Raw genomic sequence first — 18,794 nt, forward strand, 5'->3', positions numbered from 1 at the left:
ACAGGGGCGGGCGGACGTCGCGGCAAGCGGCGCTCCACCGCCCCTGTGCCATGTCCGCACCCGACGCCCGGCCCGGCCGACCCGACGCCCGGTCACTGCCCGACGGTGACCCGGATGCCGATCGTGCCCGCCTCGCCCCGGCGCAGCCGGCTGCCGAGCAGGGTCAGCCGGCCCAGCAGCCGGTACTTCCGGCGGAGCAGGTGGCGCACCCGGCTGCTCTCCGCCGGCCCGCAGAGCACCGCGTGACCCGGCACCGCCTCGCCCAGCGGACGGCCGCGCACGTCACACGGGGCGACGGTCACCGCGCCGTCCCGCCTGATCCGCTTGACCTTCCCCGAGTCGGTGACCGTCCAGACCGCCAGGGCGTCGCCGTCGCGGACCGCCCAGACCGGGGTGGACACCGCACGACCGTCCTTGCGGAACGTCGTCAGCAGGACGTACTTCTCCGCCGCCAGGCGGTCCAGGTCGGTCACGCCGCCCACGATACGACGACCGGGCCCCGATAGCGTGCAGTCGTGACCGGAGAACCTCGGCTGGGCGACGTGTTCGGAGAACTGCTGCGTGACGCGTACGCGGTGCACACCGGGATCGGGCCCCGGCCGCTGGTCGGCGGGCGGCTGCCCCGGCCGGTCATCGAGATCATCGAACGGGACGACGGGCTGGTCAACGGGGCGCCCGCCGCGCACTACCTGGACGGTCCCGAGCACTGGCAGCCGTACGACCACCGGGCCGTGGACCGGGCCCGGGGCGCCACCCTGGACGTCGGCGTCGGGGGCGGCCGGATCGCGCTGGTGCTCCAGGAACACGGCGTACCGGTCACCGGGCTGGACACCTCACCGGGGGCGCTGCGCGTCAGCCGGCACCGGGGGGTGCGCGACCTCGTCCTCGGCACCGTCGACGAGCACGTGGCCGACGGCCGGCGCTACGACACGTTCCTGCTGCTCGGCAACAACCTGGGGCTGTTCGAGGGGCGGGAGCGGGCACCGGGGTTCCTCGCCGCGCTGGCCGCCCTGGCCCGGCCCGGTGCGCAGGTCATCGCGCACGGCACCGACCCGTACGGCACCACGGACCCGGTGCACACCGGCTACCACGAGCGGAACCGCCGGCGCGGTCGGCTCGGTGGGCAACTGCGGTTGCGGCTGCGCTACCGCGAGCTCGGCACCGAGTGGTTCGACTACCTGGTCTGCTCGCCCGAGGAGTTGGCCGAGCTGGTCCGGGGCACCCCGTGGCGGTTGACCGACGTGGACGACCGCGACGCTCCGTACTATCTGGCCACCCTGCGGCTGGCCGGGCGGTGAGCGGGCCCGACCGGGAGGTGGGCGGGGGCCCGACCGGGGCCCCCGCGCCCGGATCAGACCTGGACGGTCGGGGGGAGCTGCTCCGGGGGGAGGCCGCCGTCGCCGTCGACCACCTCGTCCGGGGTGCCGTCCTCGTCGATGTCGACCATGGTGATGTCGACCTTGCCGTCGCCGTCGGTGTCGAACTGGAACAGGTCGGCCCGGCCGTCGCCGTCGGTGTCCACCACCCACACGTCGGTCTTGCCGTCGTTGTTGGTGTCGGCGCGGAGCAGGTCGACACGCTCGTTGCCGCGCGTCTCCACGATCGCCGTGCCGTCGGTGGTGTCGCTGCCGTCCACGGTCTCCGGTGCCTGGCTCATGTCGACTGGTTCCTTCCCTTGACGTTGGCCCGTCTGTACCCGGTGTGGCGATCCCCCACGCATGCCGCCGGGAACGGTGCTGCATAGGGTCGCACCCATGAGCGAGCGAAGCGAGCGGCAGGGCGTGCCGGAGACCCCGCACGCCACCGTGCGCAGTGAGGGAGCAGCGATGAGTCGTCTTGTCGTCGTCGGGGCCGGCACGATGGGGCTCGGCATCGCCTACGTGGCGGCCGGCGCGGGCTACGCCGTCGAGCTTGTGGAGGTGGACCGGGGTCGGGCCGAGGCCGCCGCCGTCCGCCTCGACGAGCTGTGCGAGCGGGCGGTGCAGCGCGGGAAGCTCGGCGGCGACGAGGCCGCCGCGCAACGGTCGCGGATCACCCTGCGGAGCGCGCTCGCCGAGATCGCCCCGGCACCGGAGGTGGTCGTCGAGGCGGTGCCCGAGCGGTCGGAGCTGAAGCGGTCGGTGCTGGCCGAGGCGGAACGGCTGCGCCCGGCGCTGCTGGGCAGCAACACCTCGAGCATCCCCATCGGCGAACTGGCCGAGGGGCTGGCCCGGCCGGAGTCCTTCCTCGGGCTGCACTTCTTCAACCCGGTCTGGGTGATGGCCCTGCTGGAGGTCGTGGTCGGCGCGGCCACCGCACCGGAGACCACCGCGGCGGCCGTCGCGCTCGCCGGCCGGCTGGGCAAGGACCCCGTCGTGGTACGCGACATGCCCGGCTTCGCCACCTCCCGGCTCGGGGTGACCCTCGGCCTGGAGGCGATCCGGATGGTGGCCGACGGGGTGGCCGAGCCGGCCGACGTGGACAAGGCGATGGTGCTCGGCTACCGGCACCCGGTCGGCCCGTTGGAGCTGACCGACCTGGTCGGGCTGGACGTGCGGCTGGACATCGCCCGCACCCTCCAGGCCGCGTACGGGGACCGGTTCGCACCGCCGCCGCTGCTTGTCGAGATGGTCGCCGCCGGGAAGCTCGGCAAGAAGTCCGGGCAGGGCTTCTACTCGTGGCAGGACGGTCGGCGGCGATGAGCGGGCTGCGGGTGGAGGAGCTGCCCGACCGGGTGGTGGTGACGCTGGACCGGCCGGAGAAGCGCAACGCCATCGACGCCGACCTGATCGGCGCACTGCACGACGTCTGCGCCGACCTGGAGGCCCGGCCCCGGTTGCTGCTGCTCACCGGCGGCGCGGACGGGCTCTTCGCCGGTGGTGCCGACATCGGCCAGCTGCGGGAGCGGGGTCGGCTGGACGCCCTCGCCGCGATCAACTCGGCGGCCTTCGCCCGGCTCCGGGCCCTGCCGATGCCGAGCGTGGCCGCCGTGGACGGTCCCGCGTTGGGCGGCGGCGCGGAGCTGGCGTACGCCTGCGATCTGCGGGTGTGTACGGCCCGGGCGGTCTTCGGCCAGCCCGAGGTGCGGTTGGGCATCCTGGCCGGTGCCGGGGCGACCCACCGGTTGCCGGCGCTGGTCGGCGAGGGCCGGGCCAAGGAACTGCTCTTCACCGGTCGGCGGGTCGACGCCGACGAGGCGCTACGGATCGGTCTGGTGAACCGGGTGGTGGCGGAGCCGGCGGAGCTGCTGCCCACCGCGCACGGGCTGCTCGACGAGATGGCCGAGGGCTCCGCGCTGGCGCTGCGGTTGACCAAGCTCGCGGTGGACGCCCCGGTCGCCGCCCACCCGCAGCTGGACCTGGTCAGCCAGGCGGTGCTCTTCGAGGACGAGGAGAAGCACCGCCGGATGACCGACTTCCTGGACCGTCGCCGGCCGCGCTGACGGAGCCGGGGGCGGCACCAGCTCCGGTGCAGCCCCCGGCGACGTCGGCGTCAGTGTCGGATCGGTACGCCCGCGTCGGCCAGTGCCTTGATCAGCCCGGCGGACTCGCCGAAGCCGATGACCAGCACGGCCTCCGGACGGTAGTTCTTGATCTCACCGGCCAGGTTGCCGAAGTCGACAGGCGGGGCCTTGGCGTCGGCCGGCGGGTCGTAGGTGAACAGCTTCACCCGGTCACTGCCGAAGCCGGCCCGCTCCAGCTCGGCGCGGACGGTCTCCTGGAGGCCCTCACCGTAGGAGTCCTTGCGGGCCACCACCACGATCTTGTGCGGGCCGTCGCGGAGGATCACGTCGGCCAGGGCCCGGCCCTGGAGGCTGTCCGGCGGAGCGGTCCGGAAGTAGAGGCCCTTGTCGTCGGCCTGGCTCAACCCCGCATCGGTGTTGGACGGCGAGAAGAGGATCTTCCCCGCCGCCACCACGTCCGGCAGCACGGCGGCGGAGATCCCGGACGCGGCGGCCCCGATGATCACCTGGACCTTGTTCCTGACGTGCGACGCCACGGTGGCCTTGGCGACGGCCGGGTTGGTGCCGTCGTCACCGTCGAACCAGGTCACCGGGTCGCCGAGCACCCCACCCGCGGCGTTGATCTCCTTGATCGCCAACGCCACGCCGGCCGCCAGGGGCGGATAGGCCAGGGCCAGGTCACCGGTCTTGGGCAGCAGGCCGCCGAGGATCAGCGGGGAGCCGTCGCTGCTGTCGTTGCGCCCGCCCCGCTGCTTCTTCGGCTTGGGTGCGGCCTTGGTGCTCACCCCGGACTCGTCTCCGGCGCCCACGAACTCGGTCTTCGCGTCGTTGATCTTCTGGTTGTCGAAGTGCAGGGTCGCGTAGCTGGCGGTGGCCGGCTCCCCGAGGTCGGTGAAGCCGGCGCGGGTCAGCGACTGGCCGCGGTACTCGATGTCCTGGCCGTCCCGGGCCAGCGGCAGGCAGCTCGCCGCATCGGTGCAGCGGCGACCGTTGGTGGTCACCCCGACGATCTGCTTGGCGATGTCGGCCGGATCGGTGCTCCCGGCCAGCTGGGCGGCCAACGAACTGATCATGACCGCGTCGTACGTCTCCGCCGCGTAGAGGTAGTCGGTCAACTTCGGGTCGACGGAGCGTAGCCGCTGCTTGAAGTCGTCGGTGAGCGGCGTGAGCGGCGTGGTGCCCTTCATGCCGTCGACGAGGTCGGCCCGGTCCTTCAGCTCGGCGGCGAAGGAGTTCTGCATGTTGCCGTCGGTGCCGTACAGGCGCACCTGCGGGGTGGCCGCCTCCTCGGGCTTGTCGGTCGTCCCGCACGCGCTGACGGCGAGCAGGAACGACGCGCAGGCCGCCAGGGTGGCCGCGCGCGGGCCGCGTGTAACGAGCATGGTCGTCCTTCCTCCGGCGCAGGTCCGGTGCGCACCATAGCGTGCCGACGGCAGCCGTGGGACCAAGGGAGGCTGCCCTGGTCGTCGGCCCGACAGTCGTCCGTACGCTCCGTCACGCCGTCCCAGCAGGTGGTCACCATTTCGGCGCTCTCTCGCTTGACCTGGCCTCCTACTGTGCCGCAAGTGACCGACGTACCGGATCAGACGCTGGCCGACGCTACCGCCGTACTCGATTCGGCGCTGTCCGGAGACGGTGCCGCCGTTGTCGGCACCTTCGACGCCGTGGTGGACCGGTCCGGCCTCGCCGGGGCGTACACGGTCGCCTGGACCCTGGCCGCCACCATGATCGGCGACCCGCCGCCGCCGGGAGCGTGCGCGCTGGACTTCCCAGGCATCGACGAGGCAGGGTACGACACCCGTTGGGTCGCCCGGTTCGTCAGCGCGTACGCCAACCACGACGCCGACACCGGCGAGGCGCTGTTCGGGGCGGCGGTCGCCGACGGGCAGCTACCGGACTGCCTGCTCACCCTCGCCGGCTCGACCGTGGCCACCCTGCGCAGCCGGGCCGGCTGACCCGCCCCGCCCCCGCTGCGGGCCGTCGCGCCGGGGTGGCTCTTCGGCGGCGGGCGTCGCGTCGGCCGGCTCAGAACGCGTGGTACGCCACCAGGGGCTCGTACTCGTAGCGCAGGTTGGAGAAGCGGACCTTGAAGTTCGCCCCGTCCCGCACGTTGGTGGCGACGGTGATGTAGTCCGACTTCGCCGGCAGGTAGGTCAGGTAGTTGCACTTGTTGGTCTTGTCGATGAAGACCACGCACGCCTCGGTGCCGAACTCGCTGCTGTTCTTGACGTTGACGTCCTTGCACCGGGCGCTCGCCTTGTACGGGCCGGCGTCCCCACCCCAGCCGCCGACCTGGAAGTACGACCGGACCGCCCCGCCGTAGCAGGTGGCGGCCGAGGCGGAGAGGTTGGTCTCCGGGGCGGCCTGTGCGGGTGCGCCGTACCACAGCAGGGGCAGGGTGGCGGCGATCGCGATCAGGCGGGCGGGCCGGAATGCCATGGTGGTGCCTCCAGGGAAGAGGGGACGGACCCTGAGTCGCGGACAGGGCGCGGTGAGTGGCGATGATATCTGTCGATCTCTGATCCCGCTGTGACGGACTCGTGAACCTTCGTGGTACCTGTGACGGATGTCCGAGGCGATGCTCAGCAAGGTGCGCAAGCTGTTGGCCCAGGCCGAGGACGCCGCCTGCACCCCCGCCGAGTCGGCCGCCTTCACCGCCAAGGCCACCGAGTTGATCGCCCGGTACGGTGTCGACCGCGCACTGCTGGCCGCCCGGGATCCGACCACCGATCCGGTCGGCGACCGGGTGGTCGACGTCGTCGCCCCGTACGCCCGGGACAAGGCCGGGCTGCTCGCGGCGGTGGCCGACCCGCTGCGCTGCCGCTGCGTACGACGGCAGGACGGCAGCGGATTCGTGCTGCACCTGTTCGGCTTCGCCAGCGACCTGGAGCGGGTGGACCTGCTCTTCACCTCGCTGCTGGTGCAGGCCGCGCACGGGCTCGCCGGCACCGTGGTGCCGCCCGGTGAGCACCCGGCGGCGTTCCGCCGTTCCTGGCTGGCCGGCTTCGCCCGGGTGATCTCGGAGCGGCTCCGGGCCGCCGAGGCGGGCGCGGCGGCGGAACGGGGCACCCCGTCGGTCGCGCTGGTGCTGGCCGACCGTTCGGACCGGGTGGCCCGCCGGGTCACCGAGGTCTATCCCCGGCTGCGGAGCGCCCCGACCCGTCGACTCGCCGGCTCCGGCTTCGGCGCGGGAGCGGCGGCCGGCCGCCGGGCGGACCTCGGCGGCCCCGACGCGGTGACCGGCTCCACCTGACCGGCCCTCACCCAGCTCCGGCTCACCTGCCGGGGCCCGGCGGAGGCACGGGGGAACGAGGGGGCGGAGCGGGGGTGGGTCAGTGGGGGCCGGGGACGGTGCGGGTGAGGGTGGCGAGGTAGCGGCCGAGCAGTTCGTGCCAGCCGGCGGTCAACGCGGCGCGATAACCCTCGGCGGCCTCACCGTGCCGGTCGAAGTGCCGGTGCTCCAGCTCGATGCGGGTCTGCCCCGACTCGTCCGGCAGGAACAGCACCTCCACCTCGCTGGCGCGGGCCGGGTCCGGCACCGGGACCCGGTCCGCGCCGAGCTGCCAGGTGAAGACGAGTCGGCGCGGTGGATCCCAGGTGAGCACCCGGCCCCAGTCGCCCCGGAAGCCGTACGGGCCGATTTCGTAGAGCATGCCGCCGGCCCGGGGTTCGATCCCCAACTCGGCAAGCGCCGCCGGCCCGGACCAGGTGTATTCACGTACCCACCAGTCGGTAAGGGAGCCGGTGAAGACCGCGAAGGCCTGTTCCGCGCTGGCGGGGACGAGGAGCGTGGAGCGCAGCGAGTACCGGTCGACGTCCTGGTGGACGTCCTCCGGATTCACGTTCTCCTGTCCCATAGGCCCGGACCATACCGGCTGACGAGGCGCTGTGCAGCCTCGTGTACGCGCTCGTGGGAAGCCGGATACACGAAAACGGTGACCGCGTCTCCGCAGGTCACCGTTTTCTGTAGCCCGGCGAAAGGCTATGTGGCCAGGGGCGGGGTCGAACCGCCGACCTTCCGATTTTCAGTCGGACGCTCGTACCAACTGAGCTACCTGGCCTGGTGCTTCGGGACATGTTACCGGAGGGCGGGTTCTCCGCCGACGGGTGACTCGTCCCGATAACGCAGAACGCCGCGCAATGGTGCACGCGGCGTCGGCGCTGGCGGTCCTGACGGGACTTGAACCCGCGACCTCCGCCTTGACAGGGCGGCGAGCACTCCAACTGCTCCACAGGACCTTACTTGTTGCCTCCGGCTGGGCCGGATCGTACCCCCAACGGGATTCGAACCCGTGCTACCGCCTTGAAAGGGCGGCGTCCTGGGCCACTAGACGATGAGGGCGTCCCCGCCATCATTGCACACTCGCAACTTCTGCGGACTTGCTCCCATCCGGCCCCGCCGGAGGCATGAGAAGCATATGTCATCCCCTGCCAGTCGGCCAAACCGGTATGCCCGGCCGGACCCGGCTGGGCATACCGGCAGCTCAGCGGGGTGGCGCGATGCCGAATCGGCGCTTCAGGTCACCGATGACGTGCGGCACGGCCCCGAGGGTGCGGCTCCGGTCACCCCCACCGTCGTGCATCAGCACCACCGCCCCGGGACGGGCGGCGTTCTCGACCCGCTTGGTGATGACGCCGGTCGTGGGCTTGGCCCAGTCCTGCGGGTCGACGGTCCAGTGCAGCGACCGCATGCCCAACTGCTTGGCCACCGCCACCACTTCCGGCGTCCACCGGCCCCCGGGCTGACGGTAGAACGGCACCTTCGCGCCCGGGACGGCCTTGGTGATGGCCTGGTTGGTGCGGACCAGGTCGGCCCGGATCTCGGCGACCGGCCGGCGACCCAGGTCGACGTCGTGCCGCCAACTGTGGTTGCAGAGCTGGTGCCCCTCCCGGACGATCCGGGCCACCAGCTCCGGGTGCTTGCGGACCTGGGTGCCGACCACGCAGAACGTCGCCTTGACCTTGGCCGCCCGGAGGTCGTTGAGGACCTTCGGTGTCCAGGTCGGGTCGGGGCCGTCGTCGAAGGTCAGCGCCACCGCGCGTACTCCGGTCGCCTTACGCAGGCCGGCGGGGAGCGTCTTCGGTTTCGGTCGCAACCGGGGCTTCGGCTTGCTGGTGGGCGACGGCGTCGGGGTCGGGGTCTGGGCCGGCTCGGGCGCGGGGGTGGCCGGGGCCGGCGCGGCGGCCGGCCGGACGTGTCGGGGCTGGTCTCCGCAGCCGGCGACCAGCAGGAGCAGACCCAGGGCAACCGCCAGGACGGGGCGTGAACGCATCGTCACTCCGGGGGGAAGGGGTAAGCGGACCGCCCCGACGGTAGTTCACGATGTCCCGTTTCGTCAGGCCCGGTCGGCCCCCGTCGACTGGTCCAACGAATCCCGGACGGCCAGCGCGAGTGATACCGCCTCGGCCAGGTCGACCGGGCGGACCACCCCGGCGGGCAGTGTGTCGGCCCGCCAGCCCGGCCCGGCGGCGAGCACCAGCAGCGGTCGGCGGGGCACCGCGAGCAGCGCGGAGAGCTGCCCCGGGTCGGCGGTCGGGCGGGTGTGCGACCAGACCACCACGGCCGCCGGCCCGGTCCGGTTGACCGCCTCGACCAGGGCCGCCACCGGCACCCGGGCCCCGAGCATCCGGTATGCCACGCGCGCCGCGGCCAGCGCCGCGGCCAGCGCCTCCAGGGGCAGGGTGTGCTGCTCCTCGTCGGCGCAGGAGAGCAGGATCCTGGCCGGACCGCCGGCCCGGGCGGACCGGGCGACGGCGGCGAACGCCTCGGAGACGCACCGGGACAGCAGGTGTTCCACCTCGATCAGGCCGCCGGTGGTGACGTGGCGCTCACCGATGCCGGCCAGCACCGGCCGGAGCAGCCCCTCCCAGGTGGCGACGACCCCGTCGGTGGCCAGGGCGAGCGAGATCGTGTCGCCGATCACCGCCGCGTCCAGCCGCATGGCGGCGCGGGCCAGCCCCCGGGCGGCCGGCCCGGCCCGGCCGACCGGGATGGTCTGTCCTCCGCCGTCCCGCCCGACGCCGGCCCGCAGCCGTAGCTGCCCGCCGGGGCTCTGCTTCGCCCAGCGGGCCGCCTCCGCCGGGGTGACCCCCTCGGCGGTGAGCTTCCGCATGATCTCCAGTCGGGCCAGGTCGGTCGGCGTGTAACGCCGGTGGTGACCCGGGACGTGCTGGCTGGGACCCAGGCCGTAGCGCTGGTGCCAGGTACGCAGGGTGGTGACCGCCACACCCAGCCGGCGTGCCACGGCCCCCGCGCTCAGCGGCTCATCGACCACCCGACCGCTCCGACGCGTCGTCCACCCGTTGTCCGGACGGGGTGGCGGACCCGGCGGGGGCGTCGGAACCGGTGGTGGCAGTGTCGGTGGTGGGGCGCAGCAGCCGGCTCACCACACCGCCGAGCCAGGGCGAGTACGTGCGCGGGTCGGCGTCGATCTCGGTCATCAACCGGACCGGGTCCACCCAGCGCAGCTCGGACACCTCGTCCGGGTCCGGCAGCAGGGTGAGCTCGGCCGGCACGTCGGCCCGCAGCACGTGGTCGTACTCGAACTCGACCCGACCGGAGGCCGGGTCCTCGGCGTAGTAGAGGTAGACGCCGACCTCGGTCAGCGACACCGGCCCGGCGCCCAACTCCTCGGCGAGCCGGCGGTTGGCCGCCTCCGCCAGCGGCTCACCTGGCAGCGGGTGCCCGCAGCAGGAGTTGGCCCAGCGCAGCGGGAACCGGGTCTTCACCGCGGCCCGTTGTTGCAGGAGCACCCGGCCGTCCGGGTCGACGAGCAGCACCGAGAAGGCCCGGTGCAGCCGTCCGGGTGCCTGGTGGGCGGCGGAGACGGTGGCTTCGCCGAGTGCCCGGCCGGTGTCGTCGACCAGCTCGACGAGGTGACCCTCCCGTGACTTCACCCGGTCACCGACCCGCGCCGGTGATGCGGTTGGCGGCGAGCTTGCCGGAGATCAGCACCATCGGCACACCCACGCCGGGCTGGGTGCCGGAGCCGGTGAAGACCACGTTGGGCAGGCTGCGGTGCAGGTTCGACGGGCGGAACGGCCCGGTCTGGAAGAGGCTGTGTGCGGCGGCGAACGGCGTACCGGCGGCCATTCCCTGCTCCTCCCACTCGGCGGGGGTGATCGTACGCAACACCTCGATGCCGGCGCCGAACCCGACGTACCCGCGCTCCTCCAGGGTGGCGACGAGCTGGTCGGCGTAGCGCCGGCTCAGGTCGCCCCGCCAGTCGAACGGGGCCCGGTCGAGGTTGGGCACCGGGGCCAGCACGTAGTAGGTGTGCCGCCCGGCCGGGGCGACCGACGGGTCGGTCCGGCTCGGGTTGGTGACCAGCAGCGACGGGTCGGTCATCAGCTCACCGCGCCCGATCACCTCGTCGAAGGTGCCCTTCCAGGACCGTCCGAAATGGATGTTGTGATGAGCGATCTTCCCATACTCCTGCGTCGATCCGACGTGCAGGACCACGCAGGACGGCGAGTAGGTCAGCCTGCGCCGCCGGCCCTCGGGCAGCAGGTCGCGGTAGGCGACCGGCAGGTCCGGGTTGAGCACCACCACGTCGGCCGGGACCAGTTCGCCGTCGGCGGTGACCACGCCGGTGGCCCGACCGTTGGCGGTCTCCACCCGGGTGACGGTGGTGTCGTAGCGGATCTGCACGCCGTGCTTCTCGGCGGCGCCGGCCATCCCCTTGGCCACCGCGTGGATGCCGCCGCGCGGGAAGTAGACCCCGGCCACCGAGTCGAGGTAGGCGATGACGCTGTAGATGGCCAGCGCGTCGTGCGGCGCGAGCCCGGCGTACATCGCCTGGAAGGAGAAGATCCGCTGGGTACGCGGGTCGTCGAAGAACTGGTTGATCTTGGTCTGGAGACGCCGGAACGCCCCGCTGGCCAGCAGCCTCAGCAGGTTGCCGGTGAGCAGGTCGATCGGGGCGTCCAGGTTGCGGTCGATGAAGTCGGCCCGCTCCCAGTTCCACAGGTTGCGGGCGTACTCGACGAACCGTAGGTAGCCGTCGGCCTCGCGGGGGCCGCAGACCCGGGAGATCTCGGCCGCCATCCGGGTGGTGTCGGTGATCACGTCCAGGGTGGAGCCGTCCGGGTAGTAGGCCCGGTAGGCGGGGTCGAGCGGGGTCAGGTCGAGCCAGTCGGACAGCTCCTCGCCGACCGCGTCGAGCGCCTCGGCGATCAGGTCGGGCATGGTGAGCACGGTGGGGCCGGTGTCGAACTCGTACCCGTCGACGCTGAGCCGCCCGGCCCGGCCGCCCGGCACCGGTTCGCGCTCCAGCACTGTCACCTGCCGGCCGCTGCCGGCCAGGTGCAGCGCGCACGCCAGCCCACCCAGGCCCGCGCCCACGACCACCACCCGGTCCGTACGTCCCGTCACGGTACGCACACGACCACCTCCCTCACGAAGTTGCCCATCATGCCCGCCGCGTGGTGGCGGCGGTGGCGAGACCGGTCAGCGCGGTGCGCGCCGTCTCGTCGATCGACGCGGTCTCCAACGCGGCGAGCGCGTCGGCGACCCGGTCGGAGATCATGTCCTCCACCCGGGCGACCGCCCCGGTGTCGGTGACGACCTCGGCCAGCCGGGCCAGCTCCCGGCCGCCGGTGGCGCTCCCGGCCCGCTCCAGCGCCCGCCGCTGGCCGCCGGTGGCGAGCTGGCGGGCGAGCATCAGCAGCACTGTGGGTTTGCCGGTCCGCAGGTCGTCACCGGCCGGCTTGCCGGTGGTCGCCGGATCGCCGTACACGCCGAGCAGGTCGTCGCGGAGCTGGAACGCCTCGCCGACGGCCAGCCCGTAGCGGGTGTACGCGGCGATCAGCGGCGCGTCGGTGTCGATGCCGGCCAGGCTGGCGCCGAAGAGCAGCGGACGCTGGACGGTGTAGCTGGCGGTCTTGTAACGGGCCACCCGCAGCGCCCGGTCCACCGACCAGTTCGCCACGTCGTTCTCGCCGAGCACGTCGAGGTACTGCCCGGCGATGGTCTCGACGCGCATCTGGTCGTAGCAGCGCCGCACCTCGATCAGCCGGAACGGCGGCACGCCGGCGTGGGCGAGCAGTCGGTCGGCCCAGACCAGGCAGAGGTCGCCGATGAGGACGGCAACCGACTCACCGAACCGACCCGGGTCACCGGTGTGTCCGGCGGTGACGTGCCGGGCGGCGGCGGCCCGGTGTGCGGTGGGCCGGCCACGTCGGGTGTCGGAGGCGTCCATCACGTCGTCGTGCACCAGGGCGAAGGTGTGCAGCAGCTCCAGGGCGGCCAGCGCGGGCAGCACCGGGGACAGCGGTTGGTCGCCCCCCACCACCCCCCGCCAGCCCCAGTAGGCGAAGGTCGGGCGGACCCGCTTGCCGCCGGTCAGCACGCAGTCGCGCGCCGTCGCGGCGAAACCGCCCATCGCTGCGTCGATCTCGGTCAGCGCCTCGACCTCGCGGGCGAGGAACGCGGCAAGCGTGTCGTCGACGCTGTTGACCAGGTCCTTCGCGAAAGCGGCCAGTACGCCGCGGACCGGATCGTCCGTCGCTCCCGGCTGTGCCGGCGCGACGCGGAGCGCATTACCCGCAACTGCGTCGTTGGCCATGTGAGCGAGCGTACCCTAGGGTTACGAGTTGCGTCGATTGCTGCGTCGAATACGAGGAGGCCCCGGTGGACACCGATCTCACCGCCGCCTATGCCCGATGCCAGGAGCTGCACAGACACCACGGCCGCACCTACTATCTCGCCACCCGGCTGCTCCCCGCATGGAAACGGCGGCACGTACACGCCCTGTACGGCTTCACCCGCTACGCCGACGAGATCGTGGACCGCACCGAGGACCTGCCGCCCGCCGAACGCGCCGCCCGGCTGGACGCCTGGGGCTCCAGGTTCGTCGCCGGCCTGCACGGCGATCCGGTCGACGACCCGCTGCTGCCTGCGGTGCTGCACACCATCGCCGTGTTCGACCTGGACCGGGCCGACTTCGCGTCGTTCCTGCGCAGCATGGCGATGGACCTGACGGTCATGTCGTACCCGACCTACGACGACCTGCTCGACTACATGGAGGGCTCGGCGGCCGTCATCGGCACCATGATGCTGCCCATCCTCGGCAGCTCCGACCCGGTCGCCGCCCGGGAACCGGCCCGTCAGCTCGGATTTGCCTTCCAGCTCACCAACTTCATCCGGGACGTCGCCGAGGACCTCGACCGGGGCCGCACCTACCTGCCCGACGAGGACCTGGCCAAGTTCAACGTCACGACCGAGGACCTGCGCGCCGCGCAGGCCGCCGGCCGCAGCACCGACCGGATCCGCGACCTCATCGAGTACGAGGTGACCCGCGCCCAGGCCCACTACGCCGCCGCCGCACCGGGCATCACCCTGCTCGCCCCCGCCTCCCAGGCGTGCATGCGGACCGCCTACGCCCTCTACGGCGGCATCCTCGACGAGGTCGCCGCCCAGGACTTCGACGTGTTCGTCACGCGGGCCGTGGTGCCCCAGCGACGACGGCTGGCGGTGGCGGCGAAGGCGCTGCTCACCCGTACCGGCACCCCGGTCGTGGTGCCCGGCCCCGACCTGTCGTGAGTGGCCGCACGGCTGTCGTGTTGTTCACCCGCGACCTGCGGGTGCACGACCACCCGGCACTGGCGACGGCCTGCTCCGCCTTCGACCGGGTGGTGCCGCTGTACGTCCTCGACCCGGCGCTCGCCGACCGCTCGCCCAACCGCACCCGGTTCCTGCACCAGTGCCTCGCCGAGCTCCGCGACACCCTGCGCGGCCTCGGCGGCGACCTGGTGATCCGCCGGGGCGACCCGGTGGCCGAGACGATCCGGGTGGCCCGCGAGGTCGACGCCGAGGGGATCGGCCTCTCCGCCGACGTCAGCCGGTACGCCCACCGCCGGGAACGCCTGCTGCGCGCCGAGTGCGACAGGCACCGGCTCTTCCTGCGGCTCTTTCCCGGTGTCACAGTCGTCGAGCCGGGGGCACTGCGGCCCGGTGGCGGCGACCACTACCGGGTCTTCACCCCGTACCACCGGGTCTGGTCGGGGGTGCAGTGGCGGGCGGAGCTGGCCGCGCCCCGGCGGGTGACCCTGCCCGACGGGGTCCAGGTCGGCCGGCTGCCGGCGCTGCCGAACGGCGGGTCGCCGGCCGCCGTGGTCGGCGGCGAGACCGTCGGGCAGCGCCGGCTCGCGCAGTGGTTGCCGACCCTGCACCGGTACGACGACATCCACGACGACCTGGCCGGCGACGAGACCTCCCGGCTCAGCCCGTATCTGCGGTTCGGCTGCCTGTCCCCGCTGGCGGTGGCGAACCGGGCCGGCGACCGGGGCGGGCCGTTCGTCAGGCAGCTCTGCTGGCGGGACTTCTACTACCAGGTCACCGCCGCCTTCCCGGAGATCTCGGCGAAGGCGTACCGACGCGGGGCCACCGAGGACTGGCGGTACGACGCGGCGGCGCTGACCGCCTGGACCGAGGGCCGGACCGGGATGCCGATCGTGGACGCCGGCATGCGCCAACTGCACGCCGAGGGCTGGATGCACAACCGGGCCCGGTTGATCACCGCCGGTTACCTGACCAAGGTGCTCGGCCTGGACTGGCGACCCGGCCTCGCGGTCTTCTCCCGCTGGCTGCTCGACGGGGACGTGCCGAACAACTCCGGCAACTGGCAGTGGGTGGCCGGCACCGGCAACGACAGCCGCCCCTACCGGGGACTCAACCCGGTACGCCAGGCCGAACGCTACGACCCCGACGGCGGGTACGTCCGCCGCTGGGTGCCCGAGCTGGCGGCGGTGGCCGGCAGGGCCGTGCACCAGCCATGGCGGCTGCCCCCCGAGACACGCCGCACCCTCGACTACCCGCCGCCGCTGGAGGTGCCCGGCGCCGATCCGGTCTGGCTGCGCTGACCCCGTCCGGCGCACGGGGGCGGGAATTGCGGGATGGAGCGGTGGCCGGAGCCCGGACCGTGCGGAATGCTGGCGGGATGGCAGAGCCGGGACTGGTGGACGTGGTCGTGGTCGGGCTCGGCGTGGGCGGCGAGGAGGTGGCCGGGCGGCTCGCCGAGGCCGGCCTCACCGTCGTCGGTGTCGAACGCGACCTGGTCGGCGGGGAGTGCCCGTACTGGGGCTGCATCCCCAGCAAGATGATGATCCGGGCGGCGAACGCCCTGGCCGAGGCGCGACGGGTCGACGGGTTGGCCGGGTCGGCGCAGGTCCGGCCGGACTGGGCGCCGGTGGCCCGGCGGATCCGGGAGGAGGCCACCGACACCTGGAACGACCGGGCCGCGGTGGACCGGTTCACCGGCAAGGGCGGCAGGTTCCTGCGCGGTAGCGGCCGACTCGACGGCCCCGGCCGGGTCCGGGTCGGCGACCAGGTCTTCCAGGCCCGGCGGGGCATCGTCGTCGGCACCGGCACCCGCCCGTCGATCCCGCCGATCGACGGGCTGGCCGACACCCCGTACTGGACGAACCACCAGGCGATCGAGGTGGCGGAGCTGCCGGCGACCCTGCTGATCATCGGGGGCGGCGCGATCGGGCTGGAGCTGGCGCAGGTCTTCGCCCGGTTCGGCGTCCGGGTGACCGTGCTGGAGGCGTCCGGCCGGGTGCTCGCCATGGAGGAGCCGGAGTCGTCCGAGGCGGCCACCGCCGCGTTACGTGCCGACGGGGTGGAGATCGCCACCGAGGTCAAGATCGAACGGGTCGACCACTACGGCGACACGTTCACCGTGCACGCCGGTGACCGGTCGTTCAGCGCCGAGAAGCTGCTGGTGGTGACCGGCCGCCGGGCCCACCTGGAAGAGTTGGGGCTGGACACCGTCGGGGTGGACGCCACCCAGCGCTACCTGCCGGTGGACGACCGGATGCACGTCACGGACGGGATCTGGGCGGTCGGCGACGTGACAGGCGAGGGCGCGTTCACCCACATCGCCATGTACCAGGCGTCGATCGTGGTCGCCGACGTGCTCGACCACGCCCGGCGGGCCGAGGGCGGTCCCGACGCCAGCGGCACGGCCAGCGTGGTGGGCGGCGCGATGGGCGCGGCCAGCGCGGTCGGAGGTGCGATGGGCGCGGCCGGCCCGAGCGGCGCCGCTGGCACCGTGCCCCGCGCCGACTACCGGGCGCTGCCGCGGGTCACCTTCACCGATCCCGAGGTTGGCGCGGTCGGGCTCACCGAACGGCAGGCCCGCGAGCGGGGCATCAACGTGCAGGTCGGTTTCACCGAGCTGTCGTCGTCCACCCGGGGCTGGATCCACAAGGGTGAACCGGGCGGCTTCATCAAGGTGATCGCCGACGCCGACCAGGGGGTGCTGATCGGGGCGACCTCGGTCGGCCCGGCTGGGGGCGAGGTGCTATCGGCGCTGGTGGTGGCGGTGCACGCCGCCGTCCCGGTCAGCCAGCTCCGGCACATGATCTACGCGTACCCGACGTTCCACCGGGCCATCCAGAGCGCCCTGGACGACCTGAGCTGAGCCCGTCACGCCGGCCGACCCGGGTCCTGCCCGGTGTCGGCCGGCCGGGTCGGCCTCGTGCCGTGGTCTGATCCGTGCCCCGTGTCGCCGGCCCTGGCGCCGGGTCGACCGGGGGTCGGCATCACTCGCCGTGGCGGCCGGCGCCGGCGGTGAAGCGGGCTGCACCGGTCAGCGCGTCGGCCGCGAGCGAGTCGATCCCGTAGGCGAGTTCGGTGGCGAGCGCCTCCGGCTCGGGCCGACCGGCACCGGCCAGCACCGATGCCCGGTCGTTGCGCAGGCAGGTCTGCGGGTGGCGGGCGATCTCGGCGGCCAGCCGCTCGGCCGCCGCCCGCGCCTCGCCCGGCGCGACCACCCGGTTGACCAACCCCATCGCGTACGCCTCGTCGGCGGGCACCGGACGGCCGGTGAGGATCAGGTCCATCGCCCGGCCCTCCCCGACGAGCCGGGGCAGCCGTACCGTCCCACCGTCGATCAGCGGCACTCCCCAGCGTCGGCAGAACACCCCGAGCACCGCGTCCGACTCGGCGACCCGCAGATCGCACCAGAGCGCCAGTTCCAGGCCGCCGGCCACCGCGTACCCGGAGATCGCCGCGATGACCGGCTTGGACAGTGACATCCGGGTCGGACCCATCGGGCCGTCGCCGTCGGGCTCGACCCGGTTGCCGCGCGGCGTACCGATGGCCTTGAGGTCGGCACCCGCGCAGAACGTGCCGCCCGCGCCCCAGAGCACCGCGACCCGGGCCTGCGGGTCGGCCTCGAACGCGCGGAACGCGTCGGCGAGCGCCCGCGCGGTCGGGCCGTCGACGGCGTTGCGCGACGCCGCCCGGTCGAGGATCACCGTGGTCACCGCCCCGTCCCGGGCAACATGCACAGCCATCCCCCCAGCATCCCTGGCCCACCCCGCCTGGACCACCCCACCCGCTGCCCGGGGCGCTTGCGCGCGGCGCTGTTGGGGCGATGTGTGAACGTCGCACGGCTCCCGGGCACGTCGCTGGTCCTGGTCGGGGGGAGATTCGTCCCGGCCGCCCGGTTTGCCGCCCGGTCAGCCGGGAAGTCGGAGAAGGTGCGAGCGTTGATGACGAAACTCGAACAGGCCACCGCGCTGGACCGGGCCGGCGACCGGTTGCAGCGTGCCGTCCAGACGACCCTGCGCCCGCAGCGGGTACGTGACCTGCTGCACGGCGTCTTCCTGGGCCATCCGCTGCACCCGGCGATGGTGCAGGTGCCGGTGGGTGCCTGGATCAGCGCGGCAGTGGTCGACCTGCTCCCCGGCCAGCGTCGGGCGGCCACCACGCTTGTCGCGCTGGGCACGGTGAGCGCGGTGCCCGCCGCCGTGGCCGGGCTCAACGACTGGGCGGAACTCTCCCGGGACCAGCGTCGGGTGGGGCTCGTCCACGCTGCCGCCAACACCGTCGGGCTGACCCTGTACGCAGGTTCCCTCGCGGCCCGGTTGACCGGTCGGCACGGCGTCGGCCGGGTGCTTGCCTACCTGGGGCTGGGCGCGGCGGGTGCCGGGGCTTACCTGGGTGGGCACCTGGCGTACAAGCAGGGGGCGCAGGTCAGCCAGAGCGTCTCCGAGCTGCATCGGATGGGCGACGGGTGGCAGTCGGTGGTCGAACTGGCCGGGCTGCCGCAGCGGGAGCTGGTGACCCGCGAGGTGGACGACGTCTCGGTCATCCTCTACCGGCATGGCGACGAGGTCACCGTGATGTTGGAGCGCTGCCCGCACCAGAGCGGCCCGCTCGGCGAGGGTGAGGTGAAGGAGATCGACGGGCACGCCTGTGTGGTCTGCCCCTGGCACGGCTCGGCGTTCCGGCTCAACGGCGGCGAGGTCGTCCACGGCCCCTCCGCCACCGACCAGCAGATCCTCCCCACCCGAGTGGTCGACGGCACCCTCCAAACCCGCCTCCCCTAACCCGAAACACCCC

General features: G+C 73.2%; 20 protein-coding genes and 3 tRNA genes. 9 read left to right on the forward strand and 14 right to left on the reverse strand.

Translation table 11 applies throughout. The annotated features are described in order from the left end of the window. Positions 1-92 precede the first annotated feature (92 nt). Entirely contained in the window at positions 93-473 is a 381-nt protein-coding gene (locus AC0AIB_RS26275) for a PPOX class F420-dependent oxidoreductase (protein WP_328341369.1), read from the reverse strand. A gap of 42 nt (positions 474-515) precedes the next feature. On the opposite strand from AC0AIB_RS26275, the gene AC0AIB_RS26280 reads away from it, so the two are divergent. Next, positions 516-1,298, forward strand: coding sequence for a class I SAM-dependent methyltransferase (locus AC0AIB_RS26280; protein WP_328341367.1), 783 nt, complete (start codon positions 516-518; stop codon positions 1,296-1,298). 53 nt (positions 1,299-1,351) lie between these two features. Here AC0AIB_RS26280 and AC0AIB_RS26285 read toward each other — a convergent pair whose 3' ends face one another. Further along, a complete protein-coding gene (locus AC0AIB_RS26285; RefSeq protein WP_328341366.1) occupies positions 1,352-1,657 on the reverse strand; it encodes a hypothetical protein in 306 nt (101 codons plus the stop codon). 169 nt (positions 1,658-1,826) lie between these two features. Between AC0AIB_RS26285 and AC0AIB_RS26290 the strand changes: the two genes are divergently transcribed. Next, positions 1,827-2,681 (forward strand): 3-hydroxyacyl-CoA dehydrogenase family protein, encoded by an 855-nt coding sequence (locus tag AC0AIB_RS26290; RefSeq protein WP_328348975.1) that lies wholly within the window; start codon positions 1,827-1,829, stop codon positions 2,679-2,681. Then, complete coding sequence (locus AC0AIB_RS26295; protein ID WP_328341365.1) at positions 2,678-3,421, forward strand: enoyl-CoA hydratase/isomerase family protein; 744 nt, start codon at positions 2,678-2,680, stop codon at positions 3,419-3,421. The genes AC0AIB_RS26290 and AC0AIB_RS26295 overlap by 4 nt, the downstream gene beginning before the upstream one ends. A 50-nt stretch (positions 3,422-3,471) precedes the next feature. On the opposite strand, the gene AC0AIB_RS26300 is transcribed toward AC0AIB_RS26295, so the two are convergent. Next, positions 3,472-4,824, reverse strand: a complete 1,353-nt coding sequence (locus AC0AIB_RS26300; protein ID WP_328341363.1) for an ABC transporter substrate-binding protein — start codon at positions 4,822-4,824, stop codon at positions 3,472-3,474. A 183-nt stretch (positions 4,825-5,007) separates the two neighbouring features. On the opposite strand from AC0AIB_RS26300, the gene AC0AIB_RS26305 reads away from it, so the two are divergent. Continuing rightward, positions 5,008-5,397, forward strand: a complete 390-nt coding sequence (locus AC0AIB_RS26305) for a hypothetical protein (protein ID WP_328341361.1) — start codon at positions 5,008-5,010, stop codon at positions 5,395-5,397. 70 nt (positions 5,398-5,467) lie between these two features. On the opposite strand, the gene AC0AIB_RS26310 is transcribed toward AC0AIB_RS26305, so the two are convergent. Beyond that, a complete protein-coding gene (locus AC0AIB_RS26310; protein WP_328341359.1) occupies positions 5,468-5,881 on the reverse strand; it encodes a hypothetical protein in 414 nt (137 codons plus the stop codon). 127 nt (positions 5,882-6,008) lie between these two features. On the opposite strand from AC0AIB_RS26310, the gene AC0AIB_RS26315 reads away from it, so the two are divergent. Beyond that, on the forward strand, positions 6,009-6,695 hold the full coding sequence (locus tag AC0AIB_RS26315; protein WP_465097689.1) for a DUF2786 domain-containing protein: 687 nt from the start codon (positions 6,009-6,011) through the stop codon (positions 6,693-6,695). Positions 6,696-6,774: 79 nt separating this feature from the next. On the opposite strand, the gene AC0AIB_RS26320 is transcribed toward AC0AIB_RS26315, so the two are convergent. The 9 genes from AC0AIB_RS26320 to AC0AIB_RS26360 form a co-directional block, all read right to left on the reverse strand. Beyond that, the gene (locus tag AC0AIB_RS26320; protein WP_328341356.1) at positions 6,775-7,299 is read right to left on the reverse strand and encodes an SRPBCC family protein; all 525 of its coding nucleotides are present in this window, start codon (positions 7,297-7,299) and stop codon (positions 6,775-6,777) included. Positions 7,300-7,429: 130 nt separating this feature from the next. Further along, positions 7,430-7,503, reverse strand: a tRNA-Phe gene (locus AC0AIB_RS26325). Positions 7,504-7,604: 101 nt separating this feature from the next. Beyond that, positions 7,605-7,681: transfer RNA gene (locus AC0AIB_RS26330), tRNA-Asp, on the reverse strand. A gap of 30 nt (positions 7,682-7,711) precedes the next feature. Then, positions 7,712-7,784 (reverse strand) — tRNA-Glu (locus AC0AIB_RS26335). Positions 7,785-7,926: 142 nt separating this feature from the next. Further along, positions 7,927-8,715, reverse strand: coding sequence for a polysaccharide deacetylase family protein (locus AC0AIB_RS26340; protein WP_328341354.1), 789 nt, complete (start codon positions 8,713-8,715; stop codon positions 7,927-7,929). A 63-nt stretch (positions 8,716-8,778) separates the two neighbouring features. Continuing rightward, on the reverse strand, positions 8,779-9,717 hold the full coding sequence (locus AC0AIB_RS26345; RefSeq protein ID WP_465097690.1) for a MerR family transcriptional regulator: 939 nt from the start codon (positions 9,715-9,717) through the stop codon (positions 8,779-8,781). Continuing rightward, positions 9,707-10,339 carry an isopentenyl-diphosphate Delta-isomerase gene (gene idi / locus AC0AIB_RS26350; protein WP_328341350.1) on the reverse strand — a complete coding sequence of 211 codons (633 nt, stop codon included), beginning with the start codon at positions 10,337-10,339 and terminating at the stop codon, positions 9,707-9,709. The genes AC0AIB_RS26345 and idi overlap by 11 nt, the downstream gene beginning before the upstream one ends. A gap of 4 nt (positions 10,340-10,343) precedes the next feature. Then, positions 10,344-11,825, reverse strand: a complete 1,482-nt coding sequence (gene crtI, locus AC0AIB_RS26355) for a phytoene desaturase family protein (RefSeq protein WP_465097691.1) — start codon at positions 11,823-11,825, stop codon at positions 10,344-10,346. A 28-nt stretch (positions 11,826-11,853) separates the two neighbouring features. Continuing rightward, a complete protein-coding gene (locus AC0AIB_RS26360) occupies positions 11,854-13,008 on the reverse strand; it encodes a polyprenyl synthetase family protein (protein WP_328341347.1) in 1,155 nt (384 codons plus the stop codon). 65 nt (positions 13,009-13,073) lie between these two features. Here AC0AIB_RS26360 and AC0AIB_RS26365 point away from each other — a divergent pair, with 65 nt between their 5' ends. The 3 genes from AC0AIB_RS26365 to AC0AIB_RS26375 all read left to right on the forward strand — a co-directional run bounded on the left by AC0AIB_RS26365 (position 13,074) and on the right by AC0AIB_RS26375 (position 16,866). After that, a complete protein-coding gene (locus tag AC0AIB_RS26365) occupies positions 13,074-13,985 on the forward strand; it encodes a phytoene/squalene synthase family protein (RefSeq protein WP_328341345.1) in 912 nt (303 codons plus the stop codon). Further along, complete coding sequence (locus AC0AIB_RS26370; RefSeq protein ID WP_465097692.1) at positions 13,982-15,304, forward strand: cryptochrome/photolyase family protein; 1,323 nt, start codon at positions 13,982-13,984, stop codon at positions 15,302-15,304. Before AC0AIB_RS26365 ends, AC0AIB_RS26370 begins: the two co-directional genes overlap by 4 nt. Before the next feature lie 77 nt (positions 15,305-15,381). After that, the gene (locus AC0AIB_RS26375; RefSeq protein WP_465097693.1) at positions 15,382-16,866 is read left to right on the forward strand and encodes a dihydrolipoyl dehydrogenase family protein; all 1,485 of its coding nucleotides are present in this window, start codon (positions 15,382-15,384) and stop codon (positions 16,864-16,866) included. A 121-nt stretch (positions 16,867-16,987) separates the two neighbouring features. Here AC0AIB_RS26375 and AC0AIB_RS26380 read toward each other — a convergent pair whose 3' ends face one another. Beyond that, positions 16,988-17,743, reverse strand: coding sequence for a crotonase/enoyl-CoA hydratase family protein (locus AC0AIB_RS26380; protein WP_328341339.1), 756 nt, complete (start codon positions 17,741-17,743; stop codon positions 16,988-16,990). A 186-nt stretch (positions 17,744-17,929) separates the two neighbouring features. Here AC0AIB_RS26380 and AC0AIB_RS26385 point away from each other — a divergent pair, with 186 nt between their 5' ends. Then, positions 17,930-18,781 (forward strand): Rieske (2Fe-2S) protein, encoded by an 852-nt coding sequence (locus AC0AIB_RS26385; RefSeq protein ID WP_328341337.1) that lies wholly within the window; start codon positions 17,930-17,932, stop codon positions 18,779-18,781. The last annotated feature ends 13 nt before the right edge of the window (positions 18,782-18,794 follow it).

This window comes from Micromonospora sp. DSM 43699 (assembly GCF_055517075.1).